Origin of the sequence: Enterobacter sp. WPR_3_1, assembly GCF_003635055.1 — a bacterium.
GTDB lineage: Bacteria > Pseudomonadota > Gammaproteobacteria > Enterobacterales > Enterobacteriaceae > Enterobacter > Enterobacter ludwigii.
Window position 1 is genome coordinate 49,459 of record NZ_RBXU01000009.1, and the last position, 25,104, is coordinate 74,562.

Below are 25,104 nucleotides of genomic sequence, written 5' to 3' on the forward strand. Positions count from 1 at the left end.
TTTTTATTAGGGATAAGACATGGGAATGAAGATGCCTTACTGGTGGCTCTCGTGCTGCCTGATATCTGTGCCCGCCCTCTCCGCGACGCCGGCGGCGATGATCAATACCGGACAACTCCGTGAAACGCAGGAACTCCCCTCTCTGAATGGCCGCGTGGCACCTGTCGTCGGCAAGGCTGCCCCCGGCACGCTGCAGCTTGGCGAAGCCGTCAACCGCGCCGTCACCTGGCACCCGGCCATCAGTGAAGCCGTGGGGAAACTCTACCAACAAAGCGAAGAGGTGGACGTCGCCAAATCGAAATACTATCCGCAAATTAATGCCGGCATGGATAACGGTTATACCCATGACGGCGACGATAATGGCTTTACCCCGTCGCTGGTACTCTCCCTCTCACAAATGCTGTACGACTTTGGCAAGGTGGCAAGCCAGGTGCGTGCAGAAAGTGCCGGCGTCGCCCAGCAGCAGGCCAACGTGCTGGTCAGCATCGACACCATCGCTCACGATACCGCCATCGCGATGGTGCAGGTACAAACCTGGCAGCAAATGGTCGACACCGCCAAAGAGCAGCTTGAGGCGCTCTCTTCGATTGGTACCCTCACCCGCCAGCGTAATGACGAAGGGGCCACCTCACTCTCTGACGTGGTGCAGACCGATGCACGTATCGAAGGCGCGCGCGCCCAGCTGATGCAGTACCAGGCCAGCCTCGACAGCGCCCGTGCCACGTTGATGAGCTTTCTTGGCTGGAACACCCTCAACACGATCAGCAACGATTTTCCACAAAAGCTGGCCCGCAGCTGCGACATTGCCGAGCCGGACGATCGTCTGGTCCCGGCAGTATTAGCCGCCTGGGCGCAGGCTAACGTCGCCCAGGCCAATCTCGACTACGCCGACGCCCAGATGACACCGACCGTCTCGCTGGAGCCGGAGGTGCGCCACTACCTGAACGAACGCTATGCGGGTAATGAAACGCGGGATCGCACCCAATACTCCGCATGGGTGAAAGTGCAGATGCCGCTCTATCAGGGTGGCGGCCTCACCGCCCGGCGTAACGCCGCAGGCCACGCGGTAGAAGCCGCACAGTCCACCATTCAGCGTACCCGCCTCGAGGTACGCCAGAAGCTGCTGGAGTCGCGCAGCCAGGTATTAAGCCTGCTGAGCACACTGCAGATTCAGGGCCGTCAGGAGGCGCTCAGCGCCCGCACCCGTGAACTCTATCAGCAGCAATATCTCGATCTGGGTTCGCGCCCGCTGCTCGATGTGCTTAACGCCGAGCAGGAGGTCTATCAGGCGCGTTTTACCCAGCAGCAGACCCTCGGACAGTTGCACCAGTTGCAGCTCAACTGCCTCTATAACACCGGGCAATTGCGTCACGCGTTCGATCTTGATAACCGCACCATCCAGACCGTGGAGATCCAGCCATGAAGCAACGCGATATCCCGCAAGGTGAGACCATGACGGATGAGGCCCTGGCGCAGTGGGCGCAGGCCTTTGGTTTTGTCGCCACGCGCTACCGCGTCGCCTGCTCCCCCGGTGCGCTGCTCGCGGGCGCGCCGTGGCTAAAAGGCAAACCGATGGTGCCTGCACTGACTCAACTGGCCCGCGAAGCAGGGCTGTCATTTCAGCTGCTGACGGCGGATCAGCAGGCGATCAACAGCTGGCGTCTGCCGATCGTGGCGGCAATGAACGACGGCAGGATCGGCGTGATCGAACATTTCGATGGCGACGATACGCTGGAGGTCAGCTTTTTCGACGATCAGACCTACACCAACCGGCTTTCGATGACCGCCATGCTGCCCGCCATCCGCCACGTCATTGCCCTGCGTCCACTGGCCGCGCTGAAAGACAGCCGCGTGGATGCCTATATTTCGAAATACCGTCCGGACTGGCTTTACCGGCTGGTAATGCGCGACTTACGCCCCTACAGCTGGGTGATGCTCGCCGCGCTGTTCATTAACGTCCTGTCCCTGTCGGGGATTGTCTTTTCCATGCAGGTGTATGACCGGGTGATCCCCGCGCAGTCCTACCCGACGCTGTATGTCCTGACCATCGGCGTGCTGATCGCCACCCTGTTTGGCTTTGTGCTGCGCGTGGCACGCGGGCACATTATGGATCTGCTGGGTAAACGCTCCGATCTGCGCGTATCGGATCGGGTCTTCGGTCACGCCCTGCGGCTGCGCAACAGCGCCATCCCTCGCTCGACCGGCAGCTTTATCTCCCAGCTACGCGAGCTGGAGCAGATCCGCGAGATGGTCACCTCCTCCACCATCTCCACAATTGTCGATCTGCCCTTCTTTTTCCTGTTCGTGGTGGTGCTGGCGATCATCGCTCCCCAACTGGCGTGGATCGCACCGGTCGCCGCGGTGATCATGGTCCTGCCCGGTCTGCTGCTGCAGAAAAAGCTGGCAGAGCTCGCGAAGCAGTCGGCGCACGAATCCACCCTGCGCAACGCCGTGCTGGTGGAGAGCGTGCAGGGGCTGGAGGACATAAAGCTGATGCAGGCGGAAAACCGCTTTTTGCAGCAGTGGAACAGCTACATCCAGATCACCGCTGAATCTGGCCTGCGCACCCGTGAACTGACCCAGAACCTGATCAGCTGGGGAATGACGATTCAGAGCCTGGTCTATGCCGGGGTGATCGTGGTCGGTGCGCCGATGGTGATCGACGGCACGCTGACGACCGGTTCGGTGGTCGCCGCCTCAATGTTGGCCTCGCGCATGATCGCTCCGATGGCCACCCTGTGCGGCGTGCTGGCGCGCTGGCAGCAGGTCAAAGCGGCGAAAGAGGGACTGGACAGCATCATGCAGCTCCCCACAGAAAACCAGCGTGAGGAGACGCCGATCCGCCAGGACGTACTGCGCGGTCACTATCTTTTCGAGCAGGCGCAGTTCCGCTATCACCCGGAAGATCCGCGCATGGCCCTGCGCATTAACCGTCTGGAGATTAAGCCAGGTGAAAAAGTGGCGATCCTCGGGCGTAACGGCGCCGGAAAATCGACCCTGCTGCAGGCGATGGCGGGCGGAATGGATCTCGCCGGCGGTGAATTGCGGCTCGATAACTTCAGCCTGCCGCACCTCGATGTCGCCGATGTCAGGCGTAACGTCGGCTTTATGACCCAGAACGCCCGGCTCTTTTACGGCACCCTGCGCGAAAACATCACCCTCGGCATGCCGCGCGCCACCGATGAGGAGATTTTCGAGGTGCTGGAGTTAACCGGCGCTGCGGGCTTTGTGCAGAAACTGCCGAAGGGTCTGGACTACCCGATTATGGAGAACGGCGTGGGGTTATCCGGCGGCCAGCGGCAATCCATTCTGCTGGCGCGCATGCTGCTTCGCGACCCCAATATTGTGCTGATGGATGAACCGACTGCGTCGCTCGATGAGCACACTGAGCGGGAATTTATCCAGCGTCTGAGCGCCTGGCTTGGCAACCGCACCCTGATTGTCGCCACGCATCGCGTGCCGGTGCTGGAACTGGTGGAGCGGGTCGTGGTGCTCAAAGAGGGAATGCTGGTGATGGACGCGCCGAAAGCGCAGGCGCTGAACAACAGCCGCATGCAGCAACAGCAGCAGACAGCAACCGGACGGGAGTGGAAAAATGAAAATCAGTCAGCGTGACGTCGCCGCAATGGACGACCTGGACAATGCGCTCGACTCCGAAAGCAGCTACACCGGTGCGCGGCGGATTGTTATCTTCTCTTTACTGATGTTCGTGGTACTTGGCGTCTGGGCGTGGTTTGGCGTGCTGGATGAAGTCTCAACCGGCACGGGCAAAGTGATCCCCAGTTCGCGCGAGCAGGTTTTACAGTCGCTCGACGGGGGGATCCTTACCGAGCTGAACGTCCATGAGGGTGACCAGGTGCAGGCCGGACAAGTGCTGGCGCGGCTCGATCCCACGCGTTCAGAATCTAACGTTGGTGAAAGCGCGGCGCGCTACCGTGCCTCGCTGGCCTCCAGCGTGCGACTGTACGCCGAGGTAAACGATCTGCCGCTGAAATTTCCCCCTTCGCTGGCGAAGTGGACCGATCTGACCGCCGCCGAAACCCGGCTCTATAACTCACGCCGTGCGCAGCTGGAAGATACCCAGCGGGAGCTGCGTGCGGCATTGGATCTTGCGAATAAGGAGCTGGCGATCACTCAGCGTCTGGTGAAAACCGGCGCCGCCAGCCACGTGGAGGTACTGCGCCTGCAGCGGCAGAAAAGCGATCTGGAGCTGAAACTCACCGACGTGCGATCCCAGTATTATGTGCAGGCCCGCGAGGCGTTATCCAAGGCCAACGCTGAAGTGGATATGGTCTCGGCGATCCTCAAAGGCCGCGAGGATTCAGTGACCCGCTTAACGGTGAAATCTCCGGTGCGCGGGATCGTGAAAAACATCAAAGTCACCACCATCGGTGGCGTCATCCCGCCTAACGGGGAGCTGATGGAGATTGTACCGGTGGACGATCACCTGCTGATCGAAACCCGCCTCTCCCCGCGCGATATCGCCTTTATCCATCCGAATCAGGAAGCGCTGGTAAAAATCACCGCCTACGATTACGCCATTTATGGCGGGCTGCACGGCGTGGTTGAAACCATTTCGCCGGACACTATTCAGGACGAAGCCAAGCCGGAGGTGTTCTATTACCGGGTATTTATCCGCACCAGCCAGGATTACCTGGTGAATAAAGCAGGCAGGCACTTCTCAATCGTGCCGGGGATGATTGCGACGGTGGACATTAAAACCGGTGAGAAAACGGTGCTGGATTACATGATCAAGCCGTTCAACCGGGCGAAAGAGGCGCTGCGAGAGCGCTAATCACTGGCGGTTTGTTTGTCCGGCCCTCTGCCCGTGGAAGAGGGCCGGAGTCATGGCATCCATAACCCGCAACAATACCGCTTAAGCCAGCGGCGAAAGTCTGACCTCGTTTACCTTTTCCCTTTCCGCCTTCTGTTAAAATAGCCCAAACTCATTTTTCAGGAAGAAACCATGCGTCAACGAACTATTGTCTGCCCCATCATTCAGAACGACGGGGCGTATCTGCTGTGCAAAATGGCCGATGACCGCGGCGTATTTCCCGGCCAGTGGGCATTATCGGGCGGCGGGATGGAGCCGGGAGAAACCATGGAGCAGGCGCTGCGCCGTGAAATTCGCGAAGAGCTGGGCGACGCGCTGGAGATCACGGAGGTCAAACCCTGGGCGTTTCGCGACGACATTCGGGTGAAAACCTATGCCGATGGCACCACGGAAGAGATTTATATGATTTACCTGATTTTCGACTGCATCAGCGCAAATCGGCAGGTAACGTTTAACGACGAGTTTCAGGAGGTTGCCTGGGTCCGCCCTGAAGCACTTAAAGCACTGGATCTGAACGAAGCCACGCGCATTACCTTCGCACAGAAGGGGCTTCTTTAAGCGCCCACTGCCCGGGCGTTTTGCCGGTAAAGGCCCTGAAAACCTCAATAAACGCGCTGATACTGTTGTAGCCGCACGACAGCGCGATCCAGCCAACCGGTTTACCTGCTGCCAGCCACTCCATTGCCCGCATTACGCGGGCAAGTTGCCGCCAGTTAACAACGTTCATTCCCGTTTCCGCGCTAAACCGACGGTGGAATGTCCGCACGCTCATTCCCGCAAGGGAGGCATAGTGCTCAACCGTCTGGTTGTCGTCCACACGTAGCATCAGATGGCTGGCTACCTTCTTTAATCGGGGATCGGCTGGCATGGGCAGCAGATAGCGCACCTGACGGCCCCGCGCCAGTTCATCCAGCAGCAGGGTGAGCTTTCGCGTATCGTACCCGCTTCCTTCAGCGTTTAAGCGTGAAAACAACGCGCTGGTGAGCTCGTCGGGTTCGAAAAGCGTCGTTTCACCGGGCAGCGCTTCACACCATGCGGGATCCAGATAGATCGCATGACCGTCAATCGCACTTCCGGAAAAGGCAGCATGCTCCTGACCAGGCGGGATCCAGCCGATATGTTGCGCCGGTACAACCGAACGCCCAGACGCTGTTTCGACAACCAGCAGGCCCGTCGTAACCCGCCAGAGCTGACCGGCCTGATGGCTGTGCCACGGCGTATGGTATCCACCTGGATGCAAAAGTGTCTCGAAGCTGACCACGTTATTTGGCCGAAAATCGTTATTCATTGGCTTATTACAGAAACTACGTCTCTGTCTGTCAAGGATAATGGCGGCTCAACGCAACGAGGAGTCACCATGAACATCATCACCCGCCTGATTACCCAGTCTGACAATGCTATTTTGCGTGAGGAAATGTCCCGTTTGCTGACCGGCCTGTTTAAAGGTGAGATTGATCCGAAAGACGTTTTTTCGCCAGCGTATCAGCAGATCACGGACGGTCACTCTCTTGATTATTCTGGCTTTATTCAGCACCTGGAGCACGTGCGTTCGCAGATCCGCGATATCGCCTTCCGCGTGGAACAGATAGGGTGTCATGACACACTGCTGGCTGACCGGCATATCGTGACCGTCACGTATCCCGAAGGCCATCAGGCTGAAATAGAGGTTTATATGTTTGCCACGCTGTGCGCAGGAAAAATCTGCCGGATCCACGAAGTCACGCGAGTTGCTAACGGTGAAGCTTCTGCTCGCGCGCTGGCCCATGCAACGGGCTAACGTTACTCAGCCGGTTGCGGTGCGCTGCTGAGATATACCCCTACATAGCGCGTAAACTTCCCGATAAACACCCCGGCAAATACCCCGCCGGAGACTATCGCCAGCGCGCTCATGGCGGGCTGTTGCAACGCCTGGGGAGAGAGGGCGTTCATCACCCCCTGCACGTATTTCACCCCAAATGCCAGCATCATAAACGGCAGTGCCGTGTAGTCAGGCTGGCGATAAAGGGTGCGCGGCGCGTCGGTGCGGGTGATGACCGTCTGCTTAATCAGCACATACCCCAGCGCCGCGCCCGCCACAATCCCCGCAACCCAAAGGGCCACCGTCGCGAGAGTAAGATCGCGATAGACCACCAGATCGTAGATATCCCAGATAAGAAAGATGGCAGGAATGATGGCCAGCCTTTCCAGCGTAACGGTGGCAGGCTTACGGGCATTGAGGCCGCGTGAGATAAGAAAGATAAACAGAACCCACACCCAGACGGGGGTGTGCGTGAGGATACCGATCAGAAATTCAAACATGGGATTCACCATGAACGCTTGCGGCGCTGGCCGCACTGCACAAGTAATGCGCATAACAGCACAGGGGCCATTATGCGCAGGTCTGTTACAGCGATTTTTTCAGGCGACGAACCGCCTCTTTCAGCTCTTCATCGGTTGGCGTGACAAACGACATGCGCAGCGTCGTATGGTCTGGCTCATTGCAATAGAAGAACTCACCCGGCACAAAAACCACGCCGGTGCTTAACGTTTTTTCCAGCCAGCGCGTGGTGTTGATGCCATTGTTCATTTTGGCCCACAGGAACATTCCACCCTTCGGCTTATGGAACGACATGACATCACCCAGTTCCGCCTCCAGTTCATTTGCAAAGGTCTGGTATTTCTGGCGGTATGCTTCACGGATCATTTTAATCTGATCGGCCAGACGACCGGTTTTCAGGTACTCGTAGGTCATCAGCTGTGACAGCGTGCTGGTGTGCAGATCGGTGGTTTGCTTGAGATTAACCACCGCGCGTTTCAGCCACTCCGGTACCAGCACCCAGCCCACACGAGTGCCCGGGGCGAGGATTTTGGAGAAGGTCGAGGTATAGACGACGTTCTCTTCATTGCCGATATCTTTGGCATGGGCAATTAACGGGCGGAACACTTCATCGGTATAATTAATTTCACTGTACGGATCGTCTTCGATAATAACGAAGTCATAGCGCTTCGATAATTCCACCAGCTGTTTACGACGCACCTCAGAAAGCGTTACCCCACCCGGGTTACCAAATGTCGGAACAATATAAACCGCCTTGATGGTTTTATTCGCCACCAGTGCTTCAAGTTCATCCACTTTCATTCCGTCGCCATCGGTGCCCACGGATTCAAATTTGGCCTGTGCCAGACCAAATACCTGCAGTGCCGCGAGATACGTTGGACGTTCGACGACGACGGTATCGCCCGGGTTAATTAACGCCCGCGCCAGCACGTCGAGAGATTGTTGCGAACCGGACGTAATGACCACGTCATCGGCCTTGCAGGAGATCCCACGGCCTTCACAGATGAGCTTAATTTCTTCACGTAGCCCCGGGATGCCTTCGGTCAGACCGTACTGAAAAGCTTCACCAAAATGCTGTGATAATACGGCATCAGCGGCAATTTTCAGGCCTTCATGATCGAACAGTGCAGGGTTAGGAATACCGCCACCCAGCGAAATCACCCCGGCCATTTTGCTATGTTTTAATAATTCACGGATGGCAGATGATTGCAGGCCCTGTGCGCTGCTGGCGAGTTTATTCACAGACATTCTTTGCTTACCTTCTTTTTTTATAATGTGCCTAATCTTAGTAGCATAAGTCTGCGGCTTTGATAATTACTTTTCTTCAACGGCATGGCCGAAATATTCCGCGTCCTGCAGAATATGCGCGACAAATTGCGTGAGCTTGGGTAGCGGACGTAAATCCTGGCGCCACAGCAAATGTACCGGTCGTGGCGCAGGCGTGTAGTTCTCCAGCACCTGCACCAGCCTGCCGCTCGCCAGCTCTTCTGCCACCAGCACTTCGGGTTGCAGTAATAATCCCGCCCCCGCTCTCGCCGCCATCCGTAGCCCATAGCCATCGTTGCAGCGCAGAATGGCATCGCGCTTCCAGCGCATCTCACCTTCAACCCCCGGCAGCCGCCATTCGTTACGCGCGGTCCACACCGTGTGTGACAGGCAGAGATGATCCACCAGATCGGCAGGCGTTCGCGGCGTGCCGTAACGCGCCAGATACGCCGGGGCCGCGCAGATCACCATTCGGTACGGGCAGAGGTATTTCGCCACCAGATCGTCGTTATGAATATCACCGATGCGAATGGCCAGATCGACCCCTTCATCCACCAGATCCACCATCCGGTTGGTCAGATCCAGCTCCACGCGCACGTCCGGGTAGCGCTGCAAAAAGGTCGCGGTGAGGGGGGCTATCACACAACCGCCAAACGAGGTGGGCGCCGTGACCCGCAAAGTCCCGGCTGGGGCGGCACGCAGTCGCTCAACCGCGCTTTCGGCGATAGAGACCTGCTCCAGCACCCGCTTCGCCTCGTCGAAATAGACCCGCCCGGCGTCCGTCAGACTTTGACGCCGCGTGTTTCGCTCCAGCAGCCGGGTGCCGAGCTGAGACTCCAGCAACGCAATGTACTTCCCCACCATCACCGCCGACATCTCCAAGCGGCCTGCCGCGCCGGTAAAACTGCCGCTCTCAACGACAGCAATGAAGGTCTCCATGCTGCGAAGCTTATCCATATTCCAAACCCCTGGTTAGCAATCCTCTAACTTTAGCCCAGTTTATCTGAGTTTTGATTTATTAAAGAATGAAGGCTCACAACCTAAGGAGTCAGCTATGAAAATCGTGATTATTGGTGCCAGCGGTACGGTCGGTCGTGCGGTAACAGAAGAGCTGAGCCGTCGCCACGACGTGATCCGCGTGGGTCGCACGCAGGGCGACTACCAGGTGGATATCACCTCTCAGGCCAGCGTGCAGGCATTGTTTGAAAACATCGGTGCGGTGGATGCGATTGTCTCTGCCAGTGGCGGCCTGCACTTCGGCCCGCTCGCGACCATGAAAGACAGCGATTTCAACCAGGGCTTGCAGGATAAGCTGCTGGGACAGGTTCGTCTGGCGTTGACCGGCCAGCATTATCTCAACGAAGGCGGCTCCATCACCCTGATAAGCGGGATCGTGGCGCATGAGCCTATCGCTCAGGGGGTGAATGCCACCACGGTGAACGCCGCCCTGGAAGGGTTTGTCCGCGCCGCGGCCTGTGAACTCCCGCGCGGGATCCGCATCAACCTGATTAGCCCGACGGTGCTTACCGAATCAGCGGAAGCGTACGAAGGCTTCTTCCCGGGCTTTGAAAGTGTTCCCGCCGCAACGGTGGCGCAGGCCTATCGTCGCAGCGTGGAAGGAGTGCAGAATGGACGGGTGTATAAAGTGGGTTACTGAGCCTTAGCGGCAGAAATCAGGACCAGCATCGGACGTTCCGCCTCTTCGGCCAGCGCGGGCCAGGCATCAATTTGTGCCTGCGTTGGTCCCCATTCGTTCACTTCCGTTATTGTCAGCCCCGCCTTAATAAGCGCATTGAGCGTGGTACCGAGCGTACGGTGGTATTTGATCACCCCGTCTGCCAGCCAGTTGCTGACGCGCTCGCCCTCATCCTGATAGCGATTAACGCCCCAGAAACGCTCGCCGTTGTCGTCGGTCAGCCAGCCCTGACGTGTGGCGCAGGTATAAATCGGATGTTCCATTGAAAAGACGAAGCTGCCGCCGGGTTTAAGCGCCCGCCGGATTTTCTCAAACAGGGTCTCCAGCGCCGGCAGGTAGTGCAGCGCCAGTGAACTGTAGATCAAATCAACGCTGTGCTCAGGTAACGCCAGAGATGCCAGATCGCTGCGCTGATAGTGAATTTTCGCGTCATCCGTCAGTTCAGCCGCCCGGGCGAGCATCTTTTCGGAGAGATCAACGCCGGTCACTTCTGCCGCCCCCAGCGCGCGTGCAGCGCGACAGAACCAGCCGTAACCGCAGCCAAGATCGATAACTGACTTGCCGGATAACGGTGGCAGCATGCTTTTCAGCGCAGGCCATTCCGGTGCGCCGTCCAGACCCTGCACCGAACGCGGTAGCCGGGCATAGCCTTCAAAAAACGCCGGGTTGTCGTAGATGTTTTGTGCCATGACGGACTCCTTTATCGCAACAGAGGCGAGGGTAAAACACCCCTCGCCCGTTGACAACATACCCGTCTGAAAATCAGAGCCTGCGCCGGATCTTCTCCACCATGGCGGCAGTCGAAATCCCGTAACGCGCGTGAAGGGTCGGTAGCGCACCCGCATCAAGGAAAGCATCCGGCAACGCAACGGTGTCAAAGTCGACGTTAACGCGATGGCGCATCAACAGCGACGCCACGGCTTCACAAAGCCCGCCAACGCTACTGTGGTTTTCAGCCACAATAACCAGACGTCCGGGTTTCGCGGCTTGCGCCAGAATGGTCGCTTCATCCAGGGGCTTAATCGTGGGTGAGTGAAGTACCGCCACGCTGACATTATCCTTGCGCAACTGCTTTGCCGCCTCCAGTGCGCGCATGGTCATCAGCCCTGAGGCGATAATCAGCACATCACTGCCCTCTTCCAGCAGCGCGGCTTTGCCTATTTCAAACCGGTAATTGTACTGATCCAGCACCACCGGAACCTTACCGCGTAACAAACGCATATAAACCGGCCCTTCGTGGCTGGCAATGGCAGGCACCGCCTGTTCGGTGTCAATCGCATCGCAAGGATCGATAATGGTCATGCCCGGAATGCCGCGCATGATCGCAATATCTTCCGTTGCCTGATGGCTTGGCCCGTAGCCGGTGGTCAACCCCGGCAGCGCGGCGCAAATCTTGACGTTGAGGTGTTCCTCAGCAATGACCTGATGAATAAAATCGTAGGCACGGCGGGTGGCGAACACGGCATAGGTGGTGGCAAAGGGAATAAAGCCCTCTTTGGCCATCCCACCTGCCGCCCCCATTAACAGCTGTTCCGCCATTCCCATCTGGAAGAAACGGTCAGGGTATGCCTGGGCAAAGATATGCAGGTCGGTATATTTCGACAAATCTGCCGTCATGCCGACAATGTTCTGACGCTGAGCCGCCAGTTTCACCAGCGCGTGGCCAAACGGCGCGGCCCGGGTTTCCTGCCCTTCCTCTGCAATCGAGGCAATCATGGCGGAGGTGGTTAAACGCGGTTTATTTTCGACGGGCTGGCTCATTACAGGACTCCTTCTGGTTTATTTGCATCGAGCACGGCGAGCGCCTGTTGCCACTCATCGGCATCCACGCGAATAAAATGGTTCTTGTCACGCTGCTCGAGGAAAGGTACGCCCTTGCCCATCAGCGTGTCGCACAAGATGACGCGCGGCTGTTGTTCGGGATAGCGTCTGGCATTATCAAACGCCGACACCAGCGCGGGGATATCGTTACCGTTAACGCGTTGTACATACCAGCCAAAGGAGGTCCACTTATCTTCCAGCGGCTCAAAACCGAGGATGTTATGTGAATTACCGTCCGCCTGTTGCCGGTTAATGTCCACCAGCACAATCAGGTTCGAGAGCCCATGATGCGCGGCTGACATGGCGGCTTCCCAGGTTGAACCTTCGTCCAGCTCACCGTCAGACATGGAGTTAATTACCCACGCCGTGCTCTGTTTGTGCTTCAGCCCCAGCGCCATTCCCACACCAATGCTGAGTCCCTGCCCCAGAGAACCGCCGGAGATCTCCATGCCGGGTGTATACGTTGCCATGCCGGACATCGGCAGGCGGCTGTCATCCGAGCCGTAGGTTTCAAGTTCCTCTTCAGGAACGATCCCCGCCTCGATCAGCGCCGCATAATACGCAATGGCGTAATGTCCGTGGGAGAGCAGGAAGCGGTCGCGGCCTTCCCACTCCGGCTCCTGAGCCCTGAAGGTCATACCGTGCGCAAACGCAGTTGCCAGCACGTCGGCATAGCCCAGCGCCTGACCGATATAGCCCTGGCCTTGTACTTCGCCCATTCGCAGCGCGTAGCGGCGAATGCGCCACGCGGCCGCGGCAACCTGTTGAACTGTCGTATTCGTCATTCTCGTCTCCCCTTAATGGATCAGCATGCCGCCGTTCACGTCGAGCGTGATACCGGTGGAATAAGAAGAGAGATCGCTCCCCAGGAACAGCGCGGCACGGGCAACATCCTCTGCATCACCAAGACGGTTGAGCGGAATACCCGCCAGAATGGCGGTTTTCATCTCATCGCTCAGCTTGCCAGCAGTGATGTCCGTCTGGATAAGCCCCGGGGTGATGCAGTTCACGCGCACATTATCCGGCCCAAGCTCACGGGCCATGGCTTTGGCCAGCCCCAGCACGCCGGCTTTTGCAGCGCTGTAGTGCGGGCCGCCAAAAATACCGCCGCCGCGCTGTGCCGAAACTGAAGAGATACAGACAATGCTGCCGGACTTCTGCGCGCGCAGAGTGGGAATCACCGCCTGGGACATCAGCAGCGTACCGCGCAGGCTGACATCCAGTACGGCATCGTAATTGTCGCGCTTAATATCCATCAGTTTGAGCGGCTGGGTTATCCCGGCGTTATTCACCAGAATGTCGATGCGCCCATATTTACCCAGAACCTGCTCAATGGCTGCGTTCACCTGCAACTCGTTGCTGACGTTTGCCGCAAGCCCCAGATGCCCTTCACCCAGAGATGCAGCCGCACGCTGGCTGGCCTCGGCATCTAAATCAATAATGACCACTTTCGCGCCCTGCTCGGCATATAATTTTGCCGTGGCGAAACCCAAACCGCGCACAGAGGCCGCGCCGGTAATCACGGCGACTTTATCTTTCAGAAGCATATATTTACTCCAGTATTGTAAGAGAGGTTTTATTTATTATTTCGGTTCTTCCAGCAAGATAATCATGACTAATCCAATTGCTGCGCAAATACCGAAATAAATAAAGACAGAATTAAAGCTTCCAGTTTTATCCAGCAGATAACCTGCCAGCATCGGCGAAACAAATCCGCCGAGATTACCGCCGCTATTAATAATTGATGCGGCGATGGGATACGTTTTGCTGTCCGCAACGGCCATTCCATAAGCGGTGAAGGCGGGCCAGCCTATATTCAGACAGAGACCAACAAAAAAGAGGCCGACACAAACCGCAACGGTGCTTTGCGGGATATTCAGCATGATGACCATCATCAGTACGGTGCTGATGGCTGTAAACATCATGGTCGGTTTACGCCTGCGCCCGAGCCATTTATCGGAGACATAGCCGCCAAAAATCGCGCCGATAAAACCGCCGATACACGGCATACTCGCGACGAGGCCCATACTCATGAACGTAAAGCCTTTTTCTTTCACCAGATAAAGCGGTATCCAGGTCAGCAGGCCATACAGCACGCTGACCATCATGAAGTAGGCCACACAGTCACCGAGAATATTTTTCGATGTGAACAGACCTTTTACCGTGCTGATGGGCGACAGTTCCCGTACGCGGATCAGACGGTCAAGGCGGGAGAAGCCGGGGGAAATCACGATATTTTCCCGTCTGGCATCCGGTGTCGCCTGACCTGCGGTGATGGTCTCCAGTTCGGCCTTTGACACGAAAGGGCTCTCGGAAGGCCGGGTACGTACCAGTAAATACCACAGGACAGCAATGACCAGTCCCGGAATAGCAAAAGAGAAAAAGACCCAGCGCCAGCCCCATGTCATGGCAATCCACACTGCCAGCGGCGGCACCAGAATGGGGGCAAACATGGTGGCAGCAATATAGACGCCGGTCGCCGTGGCCTTCTCTTTTGGTGGAAACCAGTTATTGATCGTTGATGCCAACCCCACCGGACATGGCCCCTCGGTTAACCCCAGCCCGAGGCGGATAAACTTCAGGCCCAGCACTGAGGTCGCTGTCCCCATCAACCAGGTAAACGCCGAGAAACCAAATATCGACAGCGCCACCATCCCGCGAATGCCCTTTTTGGCGATAAAAAAGCCCGCCGGTATTTGGCTCAGGGCGTATCCCAAAAAGAACATACTGGCGATCGCACCGGCTTCGAAATTATTGATATGAAACTCGTCGATGATAAAAGGAAGTACAGCACCAATATTTGTTCGGTCGGCATAGTTAATGGCATACACAATAAAAATTAATGCCAGTACAACGAAACGGTAATTGGTTTTCTTTGTCGCTATGTAGGGGGCAACTTGTTCTATACGAGACATGTTTTACCTCATTATTCGAACAACGTGAGTCGTTTTATTTATGCGTTCAACGTCAATATATCGGCTATCGAACGAAACACCATTCAATAAAACTCATTTATTACTGAGATAAATTTGATACGCGATACAGGTCATAAAAATAAAATGTAATCCTCATCGATATTCATCGATAAAACACTGTGAACAGGATCATGTTTAATCCATTCAGCCGGGTAAAAATTGCTGACGCGATGCCGCAGTGTTATGTTTTTTAAAATTGTCTCGTTTGAAAGGAGTGGGCCATGCCCGCGCAGGATCGCCAGACCCTCCCCATACCCTCGCTGCGAAATATTCAGTCCTTTATCGCCGTGGCCAACTCTCTCAGTATCCATCTGGCGGCCGAACAGCTTAACGTCACCGCGTCAGCCGTCAGTCATCAGATCGCCTCGCTGGAATCCTGGATGGGGAAGAAGTTATTTATCCGCAGCGGCAAAGGCGTGACCCTGACCCCGACGGGGGAAAAATATCTGCGCGACGTCTCCGCAGCGATGAGCGCCATCGGCCGTGCAACTGAACAGGTGATGAAAGAGGCCGATAATCCGGTATTGCGCGTTCACTCTTCACCAACGTTTGGCCTGACGTGGTTATTGCGCCGGCTCGGCAAATTTCGCAGTGAATACCCGGATATTACGGTCAATCTTTCCTGCTCCTATGAGAACCTGCAGTTTGCACGCGATAACATCGATATTGATATTCGCCACGGCATCCCGGACTGGGACGCTTACAGGGTCATGACCATTAAAAACGATGCGCTGGTGGTGCTGGCGTCACCGGCATATCTGCGTGCACATCCCGTCAACACGCCGCAGGACCTGCTTTCACAGGCGCTTATCTCGTCGACCAGCACCCTCGTCAACTGGGAAAAATGGTTTGCCTGGCACAATATCGACCGCCCCTGGCTCAACTTCAGCCTGAGTTTTGATCGTTCCTACATGAGCTTTGAAGCCGCGCGTATGGGGCTGGGATTTATTCTGGAAAGCAAGATGATGGCCACCGATCACCTGAACGATGGCTCCCTGGTGCAGGTGCTACCAGATGAAACGGGGATCGCCATTAATGCGCATCATCTGGTGATGCCGCACATGAACGAGCGCACCTGGAAGATCCAGCAGTTTGTTGAGTGGATTGATCGCGAGCTGCGTCTGTCGGGGTATCACCTGTAGCAATACCCCGACGTGGCGTCAGGAGACGGTGCCCCACACAAGATGGCCCTTATGGAAGGTCGCGGTGCGCGGTGAAATCCGCGCCACGGCCTCGGCGGAACAGGAAGCGTCCACCAGCACAAAGCTGGCATCGTCCTGCGCTTTTGGCCACACGCGCTCGCCTTTGTCGTTCAACGGCAGCACATCACCGGTGGCGATACCCAGCGCGCGGGAGAGCGTCTGTTCATTCGGGCGAATATAGAGCTGGGCGTAAAGATTGGCTTTTTCCAGCATATCGCCCAGTCCATACGGCGACCAGTGGTCAATGACGCTGTCGGTGCCGGTCATGACGAACACCCCCTTGTCACGGAGTTGCTTCAACGGCATATGCAGGGTGCCAATCGGCACCGTAGAGGCAATGGTCACCTGCTGCGCCGCCATGCGGGTGGCGATTTCATCGACCTGCTGCTCGTTGAGCGTGGCCAGCGCGAAGGCATGGCTGATGGTCAGTTTCCCCTTCAGTGCGGGCGTTTTCTCCACGGTCTCTACCATGTAGTTCACCGCCGCGACGCCTGCCGGGCTGGTTTCATGCAGGTGGATGTCCACCCCTTTGTCATAATCCAGCGCAATCTGGAACATCGTGTCGAGGGATTTTTCCATCGCACCGTCCACGTTAGTCGGATCCAGACCGCCCACGTAGTGTGCGCCAGCCTGCATGGCCTCGCGCATCAGCGTTTCGGAGTGCGACAACAGCAAGCCGTGCTGCGGGAAGGCGACAATTTCACAGTCAAACCCCGGCTTGCGGCGCGCTAAGACGGCCTGGAGATTTTCCAGATTCTTCAGGCCAGATGTCGGCTCAATATTGCAGTGGCTGCGGGCGAGGGTGGAGCCTTTCGACTGGATCAGATCGATAAGCTTTTCCGCACGCTCCTGCGTGTAGGGCTGTAACTCTGGCAGCAATTTTTGCTCAAGACGGATCATGTCCTGAATGGTCGTGCCCGCCGGGCGGTTAAGGGAATGCCAGGGACCACCGTAAAAGGTTTTATCCAGGTGGATATGCATGTCGCGCATTGCCGGCAGCATCAGCTTACTGCCTGCATCATAGTGTGGCAGTGTGGCATCGCCATGGCTTTTGTTATCACGCAGGGCGACAATTTTGCCGTCATTAATTTCGAGTGTTTTCAGTTCGGTGCGGGTGCTTGTCGCCACGCCGCCGTCAACGTTGAACCCGGCCTCCAGCAGCACGTTATCCAGGTAGTAGTGTCTGGCGGTAATGTTCATCGGTTTGCCTGTCTCACAACGTGGTTTCGCGGTCTCTGCAGCATACGCGACGGAGCCGGTGGTGCCAAACAGGGCGCAGGCGGTAACCATTTTGCCGCTCTGGCTAATAAACTCGCGTCGGCTTTTATTCTCACTCATCTTCTCTTCCTTTTACTTACGCATTCACAATATGGGTACCGGTCTCACCGCGCAGCGCCGCAGGCAGGCAGTCCGGCGAGGTGATGACCACGCGCTTGCCGCCGTCGTTCAGAAACGCCAGCGAGGCGACGATCTTCGGCAGCATGCTGCCCGCCGGGAAGTGCCCCTCCGCCACGTAGCGTTTCATCTGCGCCACATTCACCGTATCCAGCGCCTGCTGGTCCGGCTTACCAAAGTTGATGCACACTTTCTCCACCCCAGTGGTGATCACCAGCACGTCGGCATGGATCTCGCGGGCCAGCAGCGCGGTCGAGAGATCTTTATCAATCACCGCATCGACGCTCTGGTAATCCCCCTGCGCTGTGCGCACCACCGGAATACCACCACCGCCCGCCCCGATCACCACAAAGCCTTTTTGCGTCAGGGTCTTGATAGCCTCCGCTTCAACGATACGCAGCGGCTGCGGTGAGGCCACCACCCGGCGATAACCGCGCCCGGCGTCTTCAACAAAATGCCAGTCAGGATGGGCACGCTGGAGCGCATCACGCTGCGTCTCACTGAAAAACGCGCCGATAGGTTTGGTGGGATGGGCGAAACCCGGATCGTGTTTATCCACTTCCACCTGCGTGACGACCGTGACCGCTTTTTGCTCGCCGTGGGCGGCCATGCGGTTATTGAGTGCCTGCTGGATCAGGTAGCCGATACCGCCCTGGGTATCCGCCACGCAGTTTGCCAGCGGCGTGAGGGGTAGTCCTTCCCGCTCGTGAGCAATTTCAGCGCGGCGCAGATCCAGCCCCACCTGGGGGCCGTTACCGTGAGTGAGCACGATGTCATAGTCAGACGCCAGCATCTCCAGCACTGACTCTGCAACCAGTTTCACGGCCTGTGACTGGTGTTCAATGGACTGACTGGCGTTATCTTTGATAATGCTGTTTCCGCCAATGGCGACGACCATGAGCTCTTTCATAGTGTTTCCTTTGAAATGGTGCGAGGTGAGGACATCAGCCATTATCAGGACTCCGAAACCGGCGCTGCCGCGCTCACCACGTCGCGGCTATCAAGAAAATGCTTCACCACAAACATGCCCCCCATCATCAGGTAGGCCGTGACAAACATCAGCGAACTGCCTTCGGCAAAGCCAACCACTGGCGCGTGGATCACGCCGAACAGCGCCAGCAACGCCCCAACGGCGGCGGCCACGGCTCCGCGCAGCGGTTTGTTGATGATGGCGAAGATAGCGATGCAGCCCCACAGCATGCTGGCGAGCGGTGCGCCGTTACCCAGATGCACCAGTCCCTGGTAGTAGATACCTTTGCTGTGCAGCACGTCGGTGCCAATTTTCGCCGCACTGGTCCCCGCCGCGCCCATCACGCTGTTCATCATGGTCAGCGCCCAGTTAGCGATCCACGGGAACAGGCAGATGAAGATCACGGGGACCTCCACTTTGGGCGTTTCCCTTACTACCTGGTTGGCGGTCACCACCCCGATAAACACCAGAATCGGCACGATGGCGGTCATCGGTATGATGGCGAGCATAAACGCCCCCAGCCCGAACAGCGGCACAATAAACATGGTCACACCGGAGGCCAGCGTGTAGCCAATGCTGGCCCCCATCGCTTTCCAGCCCGCGTGGCCGACGTAAACCGTCACCGGGAACGGGTTACCCATCAGACACCCGAGCATGGAGGCCAGCCCGTTTGCCAGCATCACCTTGCGGGTCGGGTACTCATCCCCCGCCGCGTGGGCGCTTTCGATGTTTTCCAGGTCAAAAATGTAGTTCGCCAGACCCAGCGGGACGGCAGAGGCCAGGTACGGTAATGCGTGCGGCAGTCCCTGCATAAAGCTGTCGACATGCACTTCCGGCGGGTTAAAGCCAAACGACGACATCGAGGCTTTGATGGCCTCCGGGCTTTGCAGACCGGAGATCCACGCCAGCGCGGTACCGGCAATCAGCAAGAGCAGGCCGGTCGGGATTTTGGCGAAGATCGGCTTTTTACCAAACCAGTTAATAAAGATCAGCAGCAGCACGATGAACGACACGGTAGGTGCCTCAAACGCCTGCAGCATCGGGTTCATCGCCAGCAGCAGCAGGCCCAGCCCGGACAGGCACGACAGCAGGACGGTACGCGGGATCATCTTGCGGATGGTTTCCCCAAGGAACGAACCGCCCGCCAGAATCATCGCCTCCACGAAGCACCACACCAGACCAATCTGGATAGCGAAATCCGCATCACCGGTTTGCTGGTAGACCGGCATCAGCACCAGAAAGGTCACGGTGAAAATTGACGGCGCGCTTGGGCCAGACGGCAGCGCGGTGACATCCGTACGCCCGGTCTGGCGCGCCATCTGCAGGCCAAACCACGCGTAGCAGACGCTCGCGACCAGCACCGCCAGCCCGAAGGCTGGCGCAATGCGTCCATAAACAATCTCCTTCGGGATGCCGACGACAAAAATGAGCAGCCCCATCATGGTCAGCAAATTGGTCAGGTTGTTGGTCATCAACCCGAAATATGCCGCCCAGTCACCTCTTTTCCACTCCAGTTTCATGTTTTTCATGGATGCATGCCTTATAAAAAGTAGCGATCGCGGAAGGTCAACAGCGCCTTTTCAAAACAGCTAAACGGCGGGTGAACGATGCCCGCCCCAATCATGCCAATACCTGCGTCTTTGTGGGCAATGGCGGTGTTAATGACCGGCAGAATGCCGCTGCCCGCGACTTTTGTGATGTCGATGGCGGTTGGAATGCCCATAAACGAGAGCAGCGGAATGGTGACGTTCGGGTTTTCACCGAGGGTGATCTCGCGCATCTGACGGGAGAAATCGATGGCTTCATCCACCGTGCCACCCACCAGTGCGACGATCGCCGGGGCTGTGGCCATCGCAAAACCACCGATACCGTAGGTTTCGGTAATGGCGCTGTCGCCAATATCCAGCCCGGAGTCTTCCGGCCTGTAGCCCGCGAACATGGGCCCTATCACCTGCTGCGCCGGGCCGGTGAACCACTGCCCCGGCAGCCCGGAGATGCGCAGGCCGAACTCGTAGCCGTTACGCGCCATGGTGGTGACCACGGTGCTGTACTCAATACCGTGTGCGGCATCCATGGCGGCTTTACACATCGCCATCCACGTCGGGCCGGAGAAGTAATCGCTGCTGGCGACGAACTCAAACACCTCACGCTGCTGTGCCACCGGATACCCGGCCTGAATCAGCCCGGGCGTCAGCGCCTGGATCAGCAGCGTGGTGCCGGCGTTGTTGCGGTTATGGCACTCGTCGCCCATGTGCAGCGCCTGGGCCAGCATCAGGCGCAGGTCGATTTCACCGATGATTTTCATGGCATCGCGCAGCATCGGGCCGAGCACGTCACGCATCCAGTTCAGGCGGTCAATAACGCTCTGGTCGTTGGCACCCATGCGCAGGATCTTCGCCATCTGCTCGCTAAGGTTAGTGAACGCCCGGTTGCCGTAGGTTTTGTTCTCAACGATGTGCATAAACATCGATGCCGAAGTGACGCCCGCCATTGAGCCTACGCAGTCGTGCTCGTGGCAGGGCGAGAAGGTGATTGCCCCTGACGCCGCCACGCGCTCCGCGTCGTCGATATCGCGTGCCAGCCCTTCAAACACCAGCGCCCCGGTCACGGCCCCTTTCATTGCGCCACACATGTTTTCCCAGCTGACGGGCGGACCGGCGTGCAGAATGGTGGTGCGGGTCATGCCCGGCACGACGTTGATCGCCTGGTCGTAGCCCACCAGCACCGGATGGGACTGGATAATGCGCTCAAGGGCAATCTTATTGGCGGCGGCGATTTTGTCAGCCAGTGGCGTAAGGGCCAGCTGATCCAGCGCCTCTACAACCTGCAAATTCCCCTGCCCCGGCGGCGTCCAGTCGAGCTGGGTCACGGGGATATGCTGCTTTTTGAGATCCGCACTGAACAGCGCGATACCGACGTTAATCACGTTCAACGGCTGGTTAAATAAGGTCGTCATCAGGCAGTCTCCCCTTTAAAGACAAATTCACGTGCCAGTAGTCCGGTGTTGGTGCTGCTGCTCGCCCAGATCACCCCTGCCTCGGTCAGAAGCTGACACTGCTGTGTCAGGGACGGTGAGTCCTGGTCGGTTCCGAGCACATAGCCGAGAATTGCCAGCGGACGGTTATCGGCTTTCGCCGTCGCCTGCGCCTCTTTTATGGCCTCAAGCATCACGCCGACCGGATCCTCGTGCGCGCCAAAGCCCAGGACAAAGTCCATCACGATCACGCCCACCTCGGGGTCACGCGCCTCCTGCAACAGGCGGCTGATGCGGTTGGTCGGATCGATCATCGGGTGCGGTTTGCCGTGGGTGAAATCGTCATCTCCAAAATCAAGGAAGGTGTGGGCTTTACTGACGTTGATATCGTCCAGCCGTTTTGCCGGATCGGGTTGAATGTTGCTGTAGACGTCGTCGAACTTTTCCAGCGCGGCGAACATGGCCTCATCGCACAGGGTGCCGCCGCAGAACAGGCCGCGGATGTATTTCTGCTGGGGTGTCAGCCGGGCACGCACCTCTTCGATCAGTGGCCAGTTCAGCGGATGCAGGTCGAGAGACTCTTTTTTCACCCCCGTTAACAGCACGGCCTTCAGCGCCGCCTCTTTGGTGCCACGGGCGAACTGCAGGTTGCCGTCATCAGCCGGCGGCTGATGACGACCGAGGAAACAGACCACCACCGGTTTGCGGCAGGTGCGGGCGCGAGCCAGCACCTTTTCTGCCACCGACGGCGCAGGCGGTTTAGAGATGAGGGTAATCACCTGGGTGGCGTCGTCAGCGTCCAGCATCGCGATGGCATCCAGCATCATCAGGCCACCTATCTTTTCGCTCAGATCGCGCCCGCCGGTGCCAATCAGCTGCGACACGCCGCCGCCGAATTCATGGATCCGCACGCTCAGCTCCTGGCTGCCGGTCCCGGACGCCCCGATAATACCGATCGGTCCGCGGCGCACCGCATTGGCGAAGCACAGCCCGGTACCGTTGATAATGGCCGTGCCGCAGTCCGGCCCCATCATCAGCAGCCCTTTCTGGTGTGCCAGCTGCTTCAGCGCCAGCTCGTCATCAAGGCTGACGTTGTCGGAGAAGAGCATGACGTTGAGATCGTTTTCCAGCGCCTGACGTGCTTCGCGGGCGGCAAACGTGCCGTTTACCGAAATCACCGCCAGATTGCTCTCAGGACGATGGGTTTTCGCACTGGCAAGGGTGGCATAACGCGCTTCATGGCTCCCGCCGCTCTCCTTGCGGGTGAAAAGCGCTTCGATGGCTGCCAGCGTTTCGTCATTCGCCGCCTCGCCTTTAATCACGATCATTAAGTCGCCGTTTTTGGCATCCGCTAATTCCGGCGTTAATAGCCCGAGATTTTTTAATACGCCTTTGTTCATTTCTGTCGCCATAGCCACAAAAGCCTGCTCAACGCCCGGCAATTTATTGGCCCTGGTGGAAACCGACATCAATGACACCGAGTCAAAATAAGTATTCTTTTTTATGACGATTTTGGTGGGCATTATTTTCTCCTGAATGAGGATAAAAGGGGGCCGCCGTCGTGCAATAGGCACGTCGGTAAAATACGGTCTGATGAGCGACCAGCCGGAAAAGGCTGGCCGAAGGAATTACGCGCCTGCGGCCAGCAGCAGGTCTGCTATCTGGTGGTAGCCTTTTTCCCGCGCCAGTTCGAGCGGGGTTTTGCCGTATTTATCGGTCATGTGCGGATTTGCGCCGTTATCCAGTAACAGCTTTACAATTTCCTGCTGTTTCGCGCCGCCATCGTTGAGGACAATCGCTTCCAGCAGCGGCGTCCAGCCCACGAAGTTGGTGTGGTTGACGTTAATATCGGTTTTCTCCAGCAGCTCGCGCACAATCTCAACGTGCCCTTTCTCGCTGGCAGGCGTAATGCCGACGCCACCGAAGCGGGTCAGGCGATCAAGATCCGGGTTGGCGGGTAAGACTATCCGCAGCAGGGTTAAATCATTTGTCAGGCAGCTAATCAGGAAGGGGTTAAAACAGGTCTGATCCTGTTGATCAATATCTGCTCCGGCGGCAATTAAAAATGCCACGCAGTCATAATGCTTTTTCAGACTGGCAATAATAACGGCCGTTCTTTTCTGGCGTTGAGTGGCATTAATATCGACACCTTTTTCAAGGCAGGCTTTTAGCCCGTCAATATTGCCCTGCTCTGCCGCCAGCAAAAATTCAGTAACGAGTTCGTTCGCAGACATATTCAGACTCCCCATGATGTATTGCTCATGACCTGAGAATAGCAACAGCCTGGTGAGAAAAGAATCCGCTTAAAAATCATTCATCGACAGTCAATTCATTATTGAGTTAAATTCAACAATTCAGCCAAAATGTGCGGCCGTGCAATGTTTTACTTATGTTTTAGCGCTTTTATTCGCCTCAGACAGCATTCTGCTTATGCCTGATGAAGCCTGACATGACGCGGCTCGACGCGAATAATCAGAACTGTGACCGCCGTCATATGCGTTGTAACAGCGCTGTTAAAATATGTTCAAAACTGATGGCTACCAGGAGCCGCAATATGAATTCCATCTTTACTGAAGAGAACCTGCTGGCCTTCACCACGGCGGCACGCTTTGGCAGCTTCAGCAAAGCCGCCACCGAGCTTGGCGTAACCACCTCTGCCATCAGTTACACCATCAAGCGTATGGAGACCGGGCTGGATGTGGTGCTGTTTGTACGCAATACGCGCAGCATTGAGCTGACCGAGTCGGGGTTTTACTTTTACCGTAAAGCGACCGACCTGCTGAATGATTTTCATGCCATCAAGCGCGGGATAGACACCATTTCGCAGGGCATTGAGGCGCGGGTCCGCATCTGCATCAATCAGCTTTTGTACACCCCGCGCCATACGGCGCGGCTGTTGCAGGTGCTGAAAAAACAGTTTCCTACCTGCCAGATCACCGTCACGACCGAGGTCTACAACGGCGTCTGGGACTCCATCATCAACAACCAGGCCAATATCGCGATTGGCGCACCGGATACCCTGCTCGACGGCGGCGGCATTGATTACACCGAGATCGGTGCCATCCGTTGGGTATTCGCCATCGCGCCGGAACACCCGCTGGCCTTCGTGCCGGAGCCGATAGCCGAAAGCCAGCTGCGTCTGTACCCCAACATCATGGTGGAAGACACGGCGCACACTATAAACAAGAAGGTCGGCTGGCTGCTGCACGGCCAGGAGGCGATTCTGGTGCCCGACTTCAACACCAAATGCCAGTGTCAGATCCTTGGGGACGGGATTGGTTTTTTACCGGAGTATATGGCCCGCGAGGCGGTGGAGGACGGGCTGCTGGTCACGCGGCGAATCAATAATCCGCGTCAGGATTCACGCATGCTGCTTGCCACGCAGCATGCGGCGACCGGCCAGGTCACGCGCTGGATCAAACAGCAGTTTGGTCCACAGGGCGTGCTGACCGGGATATACAGCGATCTATTGTGGCGCGCTTAGTTTTTGCTTTGCACCCAAAACGCGTGAATAAGACCAGGGATGTAGCCCAGTAAGGTCAGAACGATGTTAATGATAAACGCCCAGCCAAACCCTTTGCCGAGCAGCACGCCCAGCGGTGGCAGGATAATAGTAAAGACAATACGCCAAAAACCCATAACGACTCCGTGCAA

At 57.1% G+C, this 25,104-nt stretch carries 24 protein-coding genes; 8 read left to right on the top strand and 16 right to left on the bottom strand.

Translation table 11 applies throughout. From position 1 onward, the window contains the following. Nucleotides 1-19 precede the first annotated feature (19 nt). From BJ887_RS08545 to nudI, 4 genes are all read left to right on the top strand, one after another. A complete protein-coding gene (locus tag BJ887_RS08545) occupies nucleotides 20-1,423 on the top strand; it encodes a TolC family outer membrane protein (RefSeq protein WP_014171284.1) in 1,404 nt (467 codons plus the stop codon). Further along, nucleotides 1,420-3,615 (top strand): type I secretion system permease/ATPase, encoded by a 2,196-nt coding sequence (locus BJ887_RS08550; RefSeq protein WP_121339760.1) that lies wholly within the window; start codon nucleotides 1,420-1,422, stop codon nucleotides 3,613-3,615. Before BJ887_RS08545 ends, BJ887_RS08550 begins: the two co-directional genes overlap by 4 nt. A gap of 10 nt (nucleotides 3,616-3,625) precedes the next feature. Beyond that, complete coding sequence (locus BJ887_RS08555; protein WP_121339894.1) at nucleotides 3,626-4,795, top strand: HlyD family efflux transporter periplasmic adaptor subunit; 1,170 nt, start codon at nucleotides 3,626-3,628, stop codon at nucleotides 4,793-4,795. 171 nt (nucleotides 4,796-4,966) lie between these two features. Next, the gene (gene nudI, locus BJ887_RS08560) at nucleotides 4,967-5,392 is read left to right on the top strand and encodes a nucleoside triphosphatase NudI (protein ID WP_044868767.1); all 426 of its coding nucleotides are present in this window, start codon (nucleotides 4,967-4,969) and stop codon (nucleotides 5,390-5,392) included. Here nudI and BJ887_RS08565 read toward each other — a convergent pair. Continuing rightward, nucleotides 5,364-6,122 carry a helix-turn-helix domain-containing protein gene (locus BJ887_RS08565; RefSeq protein WP_229216833.1) on the bottom strand — a complete coding sequence of 253 codons (759 nt, stop codon included), beginning with the start codon at nucleotides 6,120-6,122 and terminating at the stop codon, nucleotides 5,364-5,366. The genes nudI and BJ887_RS08565 overlap by 29 nt on opposite strands. 69 nt (nucleotides 6,123-6,191) lie before the next feature. Between BJ887_RS08565 and BJ887_RS08570 the strand changes: the two genes are divergently transcribed. Continuing rightward, the gene (locus tag BJ887_RS08570) at nucleotides 6,192-6,611 is read left to right on the top strand and encodes a hypothetical protein (RefSeq protein WP_047956002.1); all 420 of its coding nucleotides are present in this window, start codon (nucleotides 6,192-6,194) and stop codon (nucleotides 6,609-6,611) included. A 2-nt stretch (nucleotides 6,612-6,613) separates the two neighbouring features. Here the strand turns inward: BJ887_RS08570 and BJ887_RS08575 are convergent, their stop codons facing one another. The 3 genes from BJ887_RS08575 to BJ887_RS08585 all read right to left on the bottom strand — a co-directional run bounded on the left by BJ887_RS08575 (nucleotide 6,614) and on the right by BJ887_RS08585 (nucleotide 9,374). Continuing rightward, a complete protein-coding gene (locus tag BJ887_RS08575) occupies nucleotides 6,614-7,132 on the bottom strand; it encodes a DUF6622 family protein (protein ID WP_229216834.1) in 519 nt (172 codons plus the stop codon). Between the two features lie 85 nt (nucleotides 7,133-7,217). Next, nucleotides 7,218-8,399: a PLP-dependent aminotransferase family protein gene (locus tag BJ887_RS08580; RefSeq protein ID WP_121339762.1), complete on the bottom strand. Its 1,182-nt coding sequence runs from the start codon at nucleotides 8,397-8,399 to the stop codon at nucleotides 7,218-7,220. 66 nt (nucleotides 8,400-8,465) lie between these two features. Continuing rightward, nucleotides 8,466-9,374 carry a LysR family transcriptional regulator gene (locus tag BJ887_RS08585; protein WP_121339763.1) on the bottom strand — a complete coding sequence of 303 codons (909 nt, stop codon included), beginning with the start codon at nucleotides 9,372-9,374 and terminating at the stop codon, nucleotides 8,466-8,468. Between the two features lie 97 nt (nucleotides 9,375-9,471). Between BJ887_RS08585 and BJ887_RS08590 the strand changes: the two genes are divergently transcribed. Continuing rightward, complete coding sequence (locus tag BJ887_RS08590; RefSeq protein ID WP_025203409.1) at nucleotides 9,472-10,074, top strand: short chain dehydrogenase; 603 nt, start codon at nucleotides 9,472-9,474, stop codon at nucleotides 10,072-10,074. Here BJ887_RS08590 and BJ887_RS08595 read toward each other — a convergent pair. From BJ887_RS08595 to BJ887_RS08615, 5 genes are all read right to left on the bottom strand, one after another. Beyond that, a complete protein-coding gene (locus BJ887_RS08595) occupies nucleotides 10,068-10,802 on the bottom strand; it encodes a class I SAM-dependent methyltransferase (protein WP_044859259.1) in 735 nt (244 codons plus the stop codon). The genes BJ887_RS08590 and BJ887_RS08595 overlap by 7 nt on opposite strands. A gap of 73 nt (nucleotides 10,803-10,875) precedes the next feature. Beyond that, entirely contained in the window at nucleotides 10,876-11,874 is a 999-nt protein-coding gene (locus BJ887_RS08600; protein ID WP_014171295.1) for a transketolase family protein, read from the bottom strand. Next, a complete protein-coding gene (locus BJ887_RS08605; protein ID WP_020883879.1) occupies nucleotides 11,874-12,719 on the bottom strand; it encodes a transketolase in 846 nt (281 codons plus the stop codon). Before BJ887_RS08605 ends, BJ887_RS08600 begins: the two co-directional genes overlap by 1 nt. 12 nt (nucleotides 12,720-12,731) lie before the next feature. Further along, on the bottom strand, nucleotides 12,732-13,481 hold the full coding sequence (locus BJ887_RS08610; RefSeq protein ID WP_121339764.1) for a glucose 1-dehydrogenase: 750 nt from the start codon (nucleotides 13,479-13,481) through the stop codon (nucleotides 12,732-12,734). Between the two features lie 36 nt (nucleotides 13,482-13,517). Next, nucleotides 13,518-14,849, bottom strand: a complete 1,332-nt coding sequence (locus BJ887_RS08615; RefSeq protein WP_121339765.1) for an MFS transporter — start codon at nucleotides 14,847-14,849, stop codon at nucleotides 13,518-13,520. Nucleotides 14,850-15,130: 281 nt separating this feature from the next. On the opposite strand from BJ887_RS08615, the gene BJ887_RS08620 reads away from it, so the two are divergent. Continuing rightward, nucleotides 15,131-16,051: a LysR substrate-binding domain-containing protein gene (locus BJ887_RS08620; RefSeq protein WP_020883878.1), complete on the top strand. Its 921-nt coding sequence runs from the start codon at nucleotides 15,131-15,133 to the stop codon at nucleotides 16,049-16,051. Nucleotides 16,052-16,069: 18 nt separating this feature from the next. Here the strand turns inward: BJ887_RS08620 and BJ887_RS08625 are convergent, their stop codons facing one another. The 6 genes from BJ887_RS08625 to BJ887_RS08650 all read right to left on the bottom strand — a co-directional run bounded on the left by BJ887_RS08625 (nucleotide 16,070) and on the right by BJ887_RS08650 (nucleotide 23,684). Further along, nucleotides 16,070-17,449, bottom strand: coding sequence for an amidohydrolase family protein (locus tag BJ887_RS08625; protein WP_020883877.1), 1,380 nt, complete (start codon nucleotides 17,447-17,449; stop codon nucleotides 16,070-16,072). Nucleotides 17,450-17,465: 16 nt separating this feature from the next. After that, entirely contained in the window at nucleotides 17,466-18,416 is a 951-nt protein-coding gene (locus BJ887_RS08630) for a carbamate kinase family protein (protein ID WP_079231744.1), read from the bottom strand. 44 nt (nucleotides 18,417-18,460) lie between these two features. Next, nucleotides 18,461-20,005 (bottom strand): hypothetical protein, encoded by a 1,545-nt coding sequence (locus tag BJ887_RS08635; RefSeq protein WP_047742219.1) that lies wholly within the window; start codon nucleotides 20,003-20,005, stop codon nucleotides 18,461-18,463. 11 nt (nucleotides 20,006-20,016) lie between these two features. Further along, a complete protein-coding gene (locus BJ887_RS08640) occupies nucleotides 20,017-21,432 on the bottom strand; it encodes a DUF1116 domain-containing protein (protein WP_229216835.1) in 1,416 nt (471 codons plus the stop codon). Continuing rightward, a complete protein-coding gene (gene fdrA / locus BJ887_RS08645) occupies nucleotides 21,432-22,973 on the bottom strand; it encodes an acyl-CoA synthetase FdrA (RefSeq protein ID WP_121339767.1) in 1,542 nt (513 codons plus the stop codon). The genes BJ887_RS08640 and fdrA overlap by 1 nt, the downstream gene beginning before the upstream one ends. 105 nt (nucleotides 22,974-23,078) lie before the next feature. Beyond that, nucleotides 23,079-23,684, bottom strand: coding sequence for an ankyrin repeat domain-containing protein (locus BJ887_RS08650; RefSeq protein WP_020883872.1), 606 nt, complete (start codon nucleotides 23,682-23,684; stop codon nucleotides 23,079-23,081). Nucleotides 23,685-24,004: 320 nt separating this feature from the next. Between BJ887_RS08650 and BJ887_RS08655 the strand changes: the two genes are divergently transcribed. After that, nucleotides 24,005-24,934 carry a LysR substrate-binding domain-containing protein gene (locus BJ887_RS08655; protein ID WP_020883871.1) on the top strand — a complete coding sequence of 310 codons (930 nt, stop codon included), beginning with the start codon at nucleotides 24,005-24,007 and terminating at the stop codon, nucleotides 24,932-24,934. Here the strand turns inward: BJ887_RS08655 and BJ887_RS08660 are convergent. Then, nucleotides 24,931-25,089 (bottom strand): YqaE/Pmp3 family membrane protein, encoded by a 159-nt coding sequence (locus tag BJ887_RS08660; protein ID WP_032678825.1) that lies wholly within the window; start codon nucleotides 25,087-25,089, stop codon nucleotides 24,931-24,933. The two genes, BJ887_RS08655 and BJ887_RS08660, sit on opposite strands and share 4 nt — an antisense overlap. Nucleotides 25,090-25,104 lie beyond the last annotated feature (15 nt).

What these genes read in the sequence shown, in the direction of transcription:
- BJ887_RS08585 (WP_121339763.1), bottom strand. Translation starts at nt 9,374, where the DNA reads ATGGATAAGCTTCGCAGCATGGAGACCTTCATTGCTGTCGTTGAGAGC.
- BJ887_RS08630 (WP_079231744.1), bottom strand. Translation starts at nt 18,416, where the DNA reads ATGAAAGAGCTCATGGTCGTCGCCATTGGCGGAAACAGCATTATCAAA.
- BJ887_RS08595 (WP_044859259.1), bottom strand. Translation starts at nt 10,802, where the DNA reads ATGGCACAAAACATCTACGACAACCCGGCGTTTTTTGAAGGCTATGCC.
- BJ887_RS08640 (WP_229216835.1), bottom strand. Translation starts at nt 21,432, where the DNA reads ATGACGACCTTATTTAACCAGCCGTTGAACGTGATTAACGTCGGTATC.
- BJ887_RS08580 (WP_121339762.1), bottom strand. Translation starts at nt 8,399, where the DNA reads ATGTCTGTGAATAAACTCGCCAGCAGCGCACAGGGCCTGCAATCATCT.
- BJ887_RS08575 (WP_229216834.1), bottom strand. Translation starts at nt 7,132, where the DNA reads ATGTTTGAATTTCTGATCGGTATCCTCACGCACACCCCCGTCTGGGTG.
- BJ887_RS08610 (WP_121339764.1), bottom strand. Translation starts at nt 13,481, where the DNA reads ATGCTTCTGAAAGATAAAGTCGCCGTGATTACCGGCGCGGCCTCTGTG.
- BJ887_RS08590 (WP_025203409.1), top strand. Translation starts at nt 9,472, where the DNA reads ATGAAAATCGTGATTATTGGTGCCAGCGGTACGGTCGGTCGTGCGGTA.
- nudI (WP_044868767.1), top strand. Translation starts at nt 4,967, where the DNA reads ATGCGTCAACGAACTATTGTCTGCCCCATCATTCAGAACGACGGGGCG.
- BJ887_RS08550 (WP_121339760.1), top strand. Translation starts at nt 1,420, where the DNA reads ATGAAGCAACGCGATATCCCGCAAGGTGAGACCATGACGGATGAGGCC.
- BJ887_RS08615 (WP_121339765.1), bottom strand. Translation starts at nt 14,849, where the DNA reads ATGTCTCGTATAGAACAAGTTGCCCCCTACATAGCGACAAAGAAAACC.
- BJ887_RS08620 (WP_020883878.1), top strand. Translation starts at nt 15,131, where the DNA reads ATGCCCGCGCAGGATCGCCAGACCCTCCCCATACCCTCGCTGCGAAAT.
- BJ887_RS08570 (WP_047956002.1), top strand. Translation starts at nt 6,192, where the DNA reads ATGAACATCATCACCCGCCTGATTACCCAGTCTGACAATGCTATTTTG.
- BJ887_RS08625 (WP_020883877.1), bottom strand. Translation starts at nt 17,449, where the DNA reads ATGAGTGAGAATAAAAGCCGACGCGAGTTTATTAGCCAGAGCGGCAAA.
- BJ887_RS08660 (WP_032678825.1), bottom strand. Translation starts at nt 25,089, where the DNA reads ATGGGTTTTTGGCGTATTGTCTTTACTATTATCCTGCCACCGCTGGGC.
- BJ887_RS08555 (WP_121339894.1), top strand. Translation starts at nt 3,626, where the DNA reads ATGGACGACCTGGACAATGCGCTCGACTCCGAAAGCAGCTACACCGGT.
- BJ887_RS08650 (WP_020883872.1), bottom strand. Translation starts at nt 23,684, where the DNA reads ATGTCTGCGAACGAACTCGTTACTGAATTTTTGCTGGCGGCAGAGCAG.
- BJ887_RS08605 (WP_020883879.1), bottom strand. Translation starts at nt 12,719, where the DNA reads ATGACGAATACGACAGTTCAACAGGTTGCCGCGGCCGCGTGGCGCATT.
- BJ887_RS08565 (WP_229216833.1), bottom strand. Translation starts at nt 6,122, where the DNA reads ATGAATAACGATTTTCGGCCAAATAACGTGGTCAGCTTCGAGACACTT.
- BJ887_RS08635 (WP_047742219.1), bottom strand. Translation starts at nt 20,005, where the DNA reads ATGAAAAACATGAAACTGGAGTGGAAAAGAGGTGACTGGGCGGCATAT.
- BJ887_RS08600 (WP_014171295.1), bottom strand. Translation starts at nt 11,874, where the DNA reads ATGAGCCAGCCCGTCGAAAATAAACCGCGTTTAACCACCTCCGCCATG.
- BJ887_RS08545 (WP_014171284.1), top strand. Translation starts at nt 20, where the DNA reads ATGGGAATGAAGATGCCTTACTGGTGGCTCTCGTGCTGCCTGATATCT.
- BJ887_RS08655 (WP_020883871.1), top strand. Translation starts at nt 24,005, where the DNA reads ATGAATTCCATCTTTACTGAAGAGAACCTGCTGGCCTTCACCACGGCG.
- fdrA (WP_121339767.1), bottom strand. Translation starts at nt 22,973, where the DNA reads ATGCCCACCAAAATCGTCATAAAAAAGAATACTTATTTTGACTCGGTG.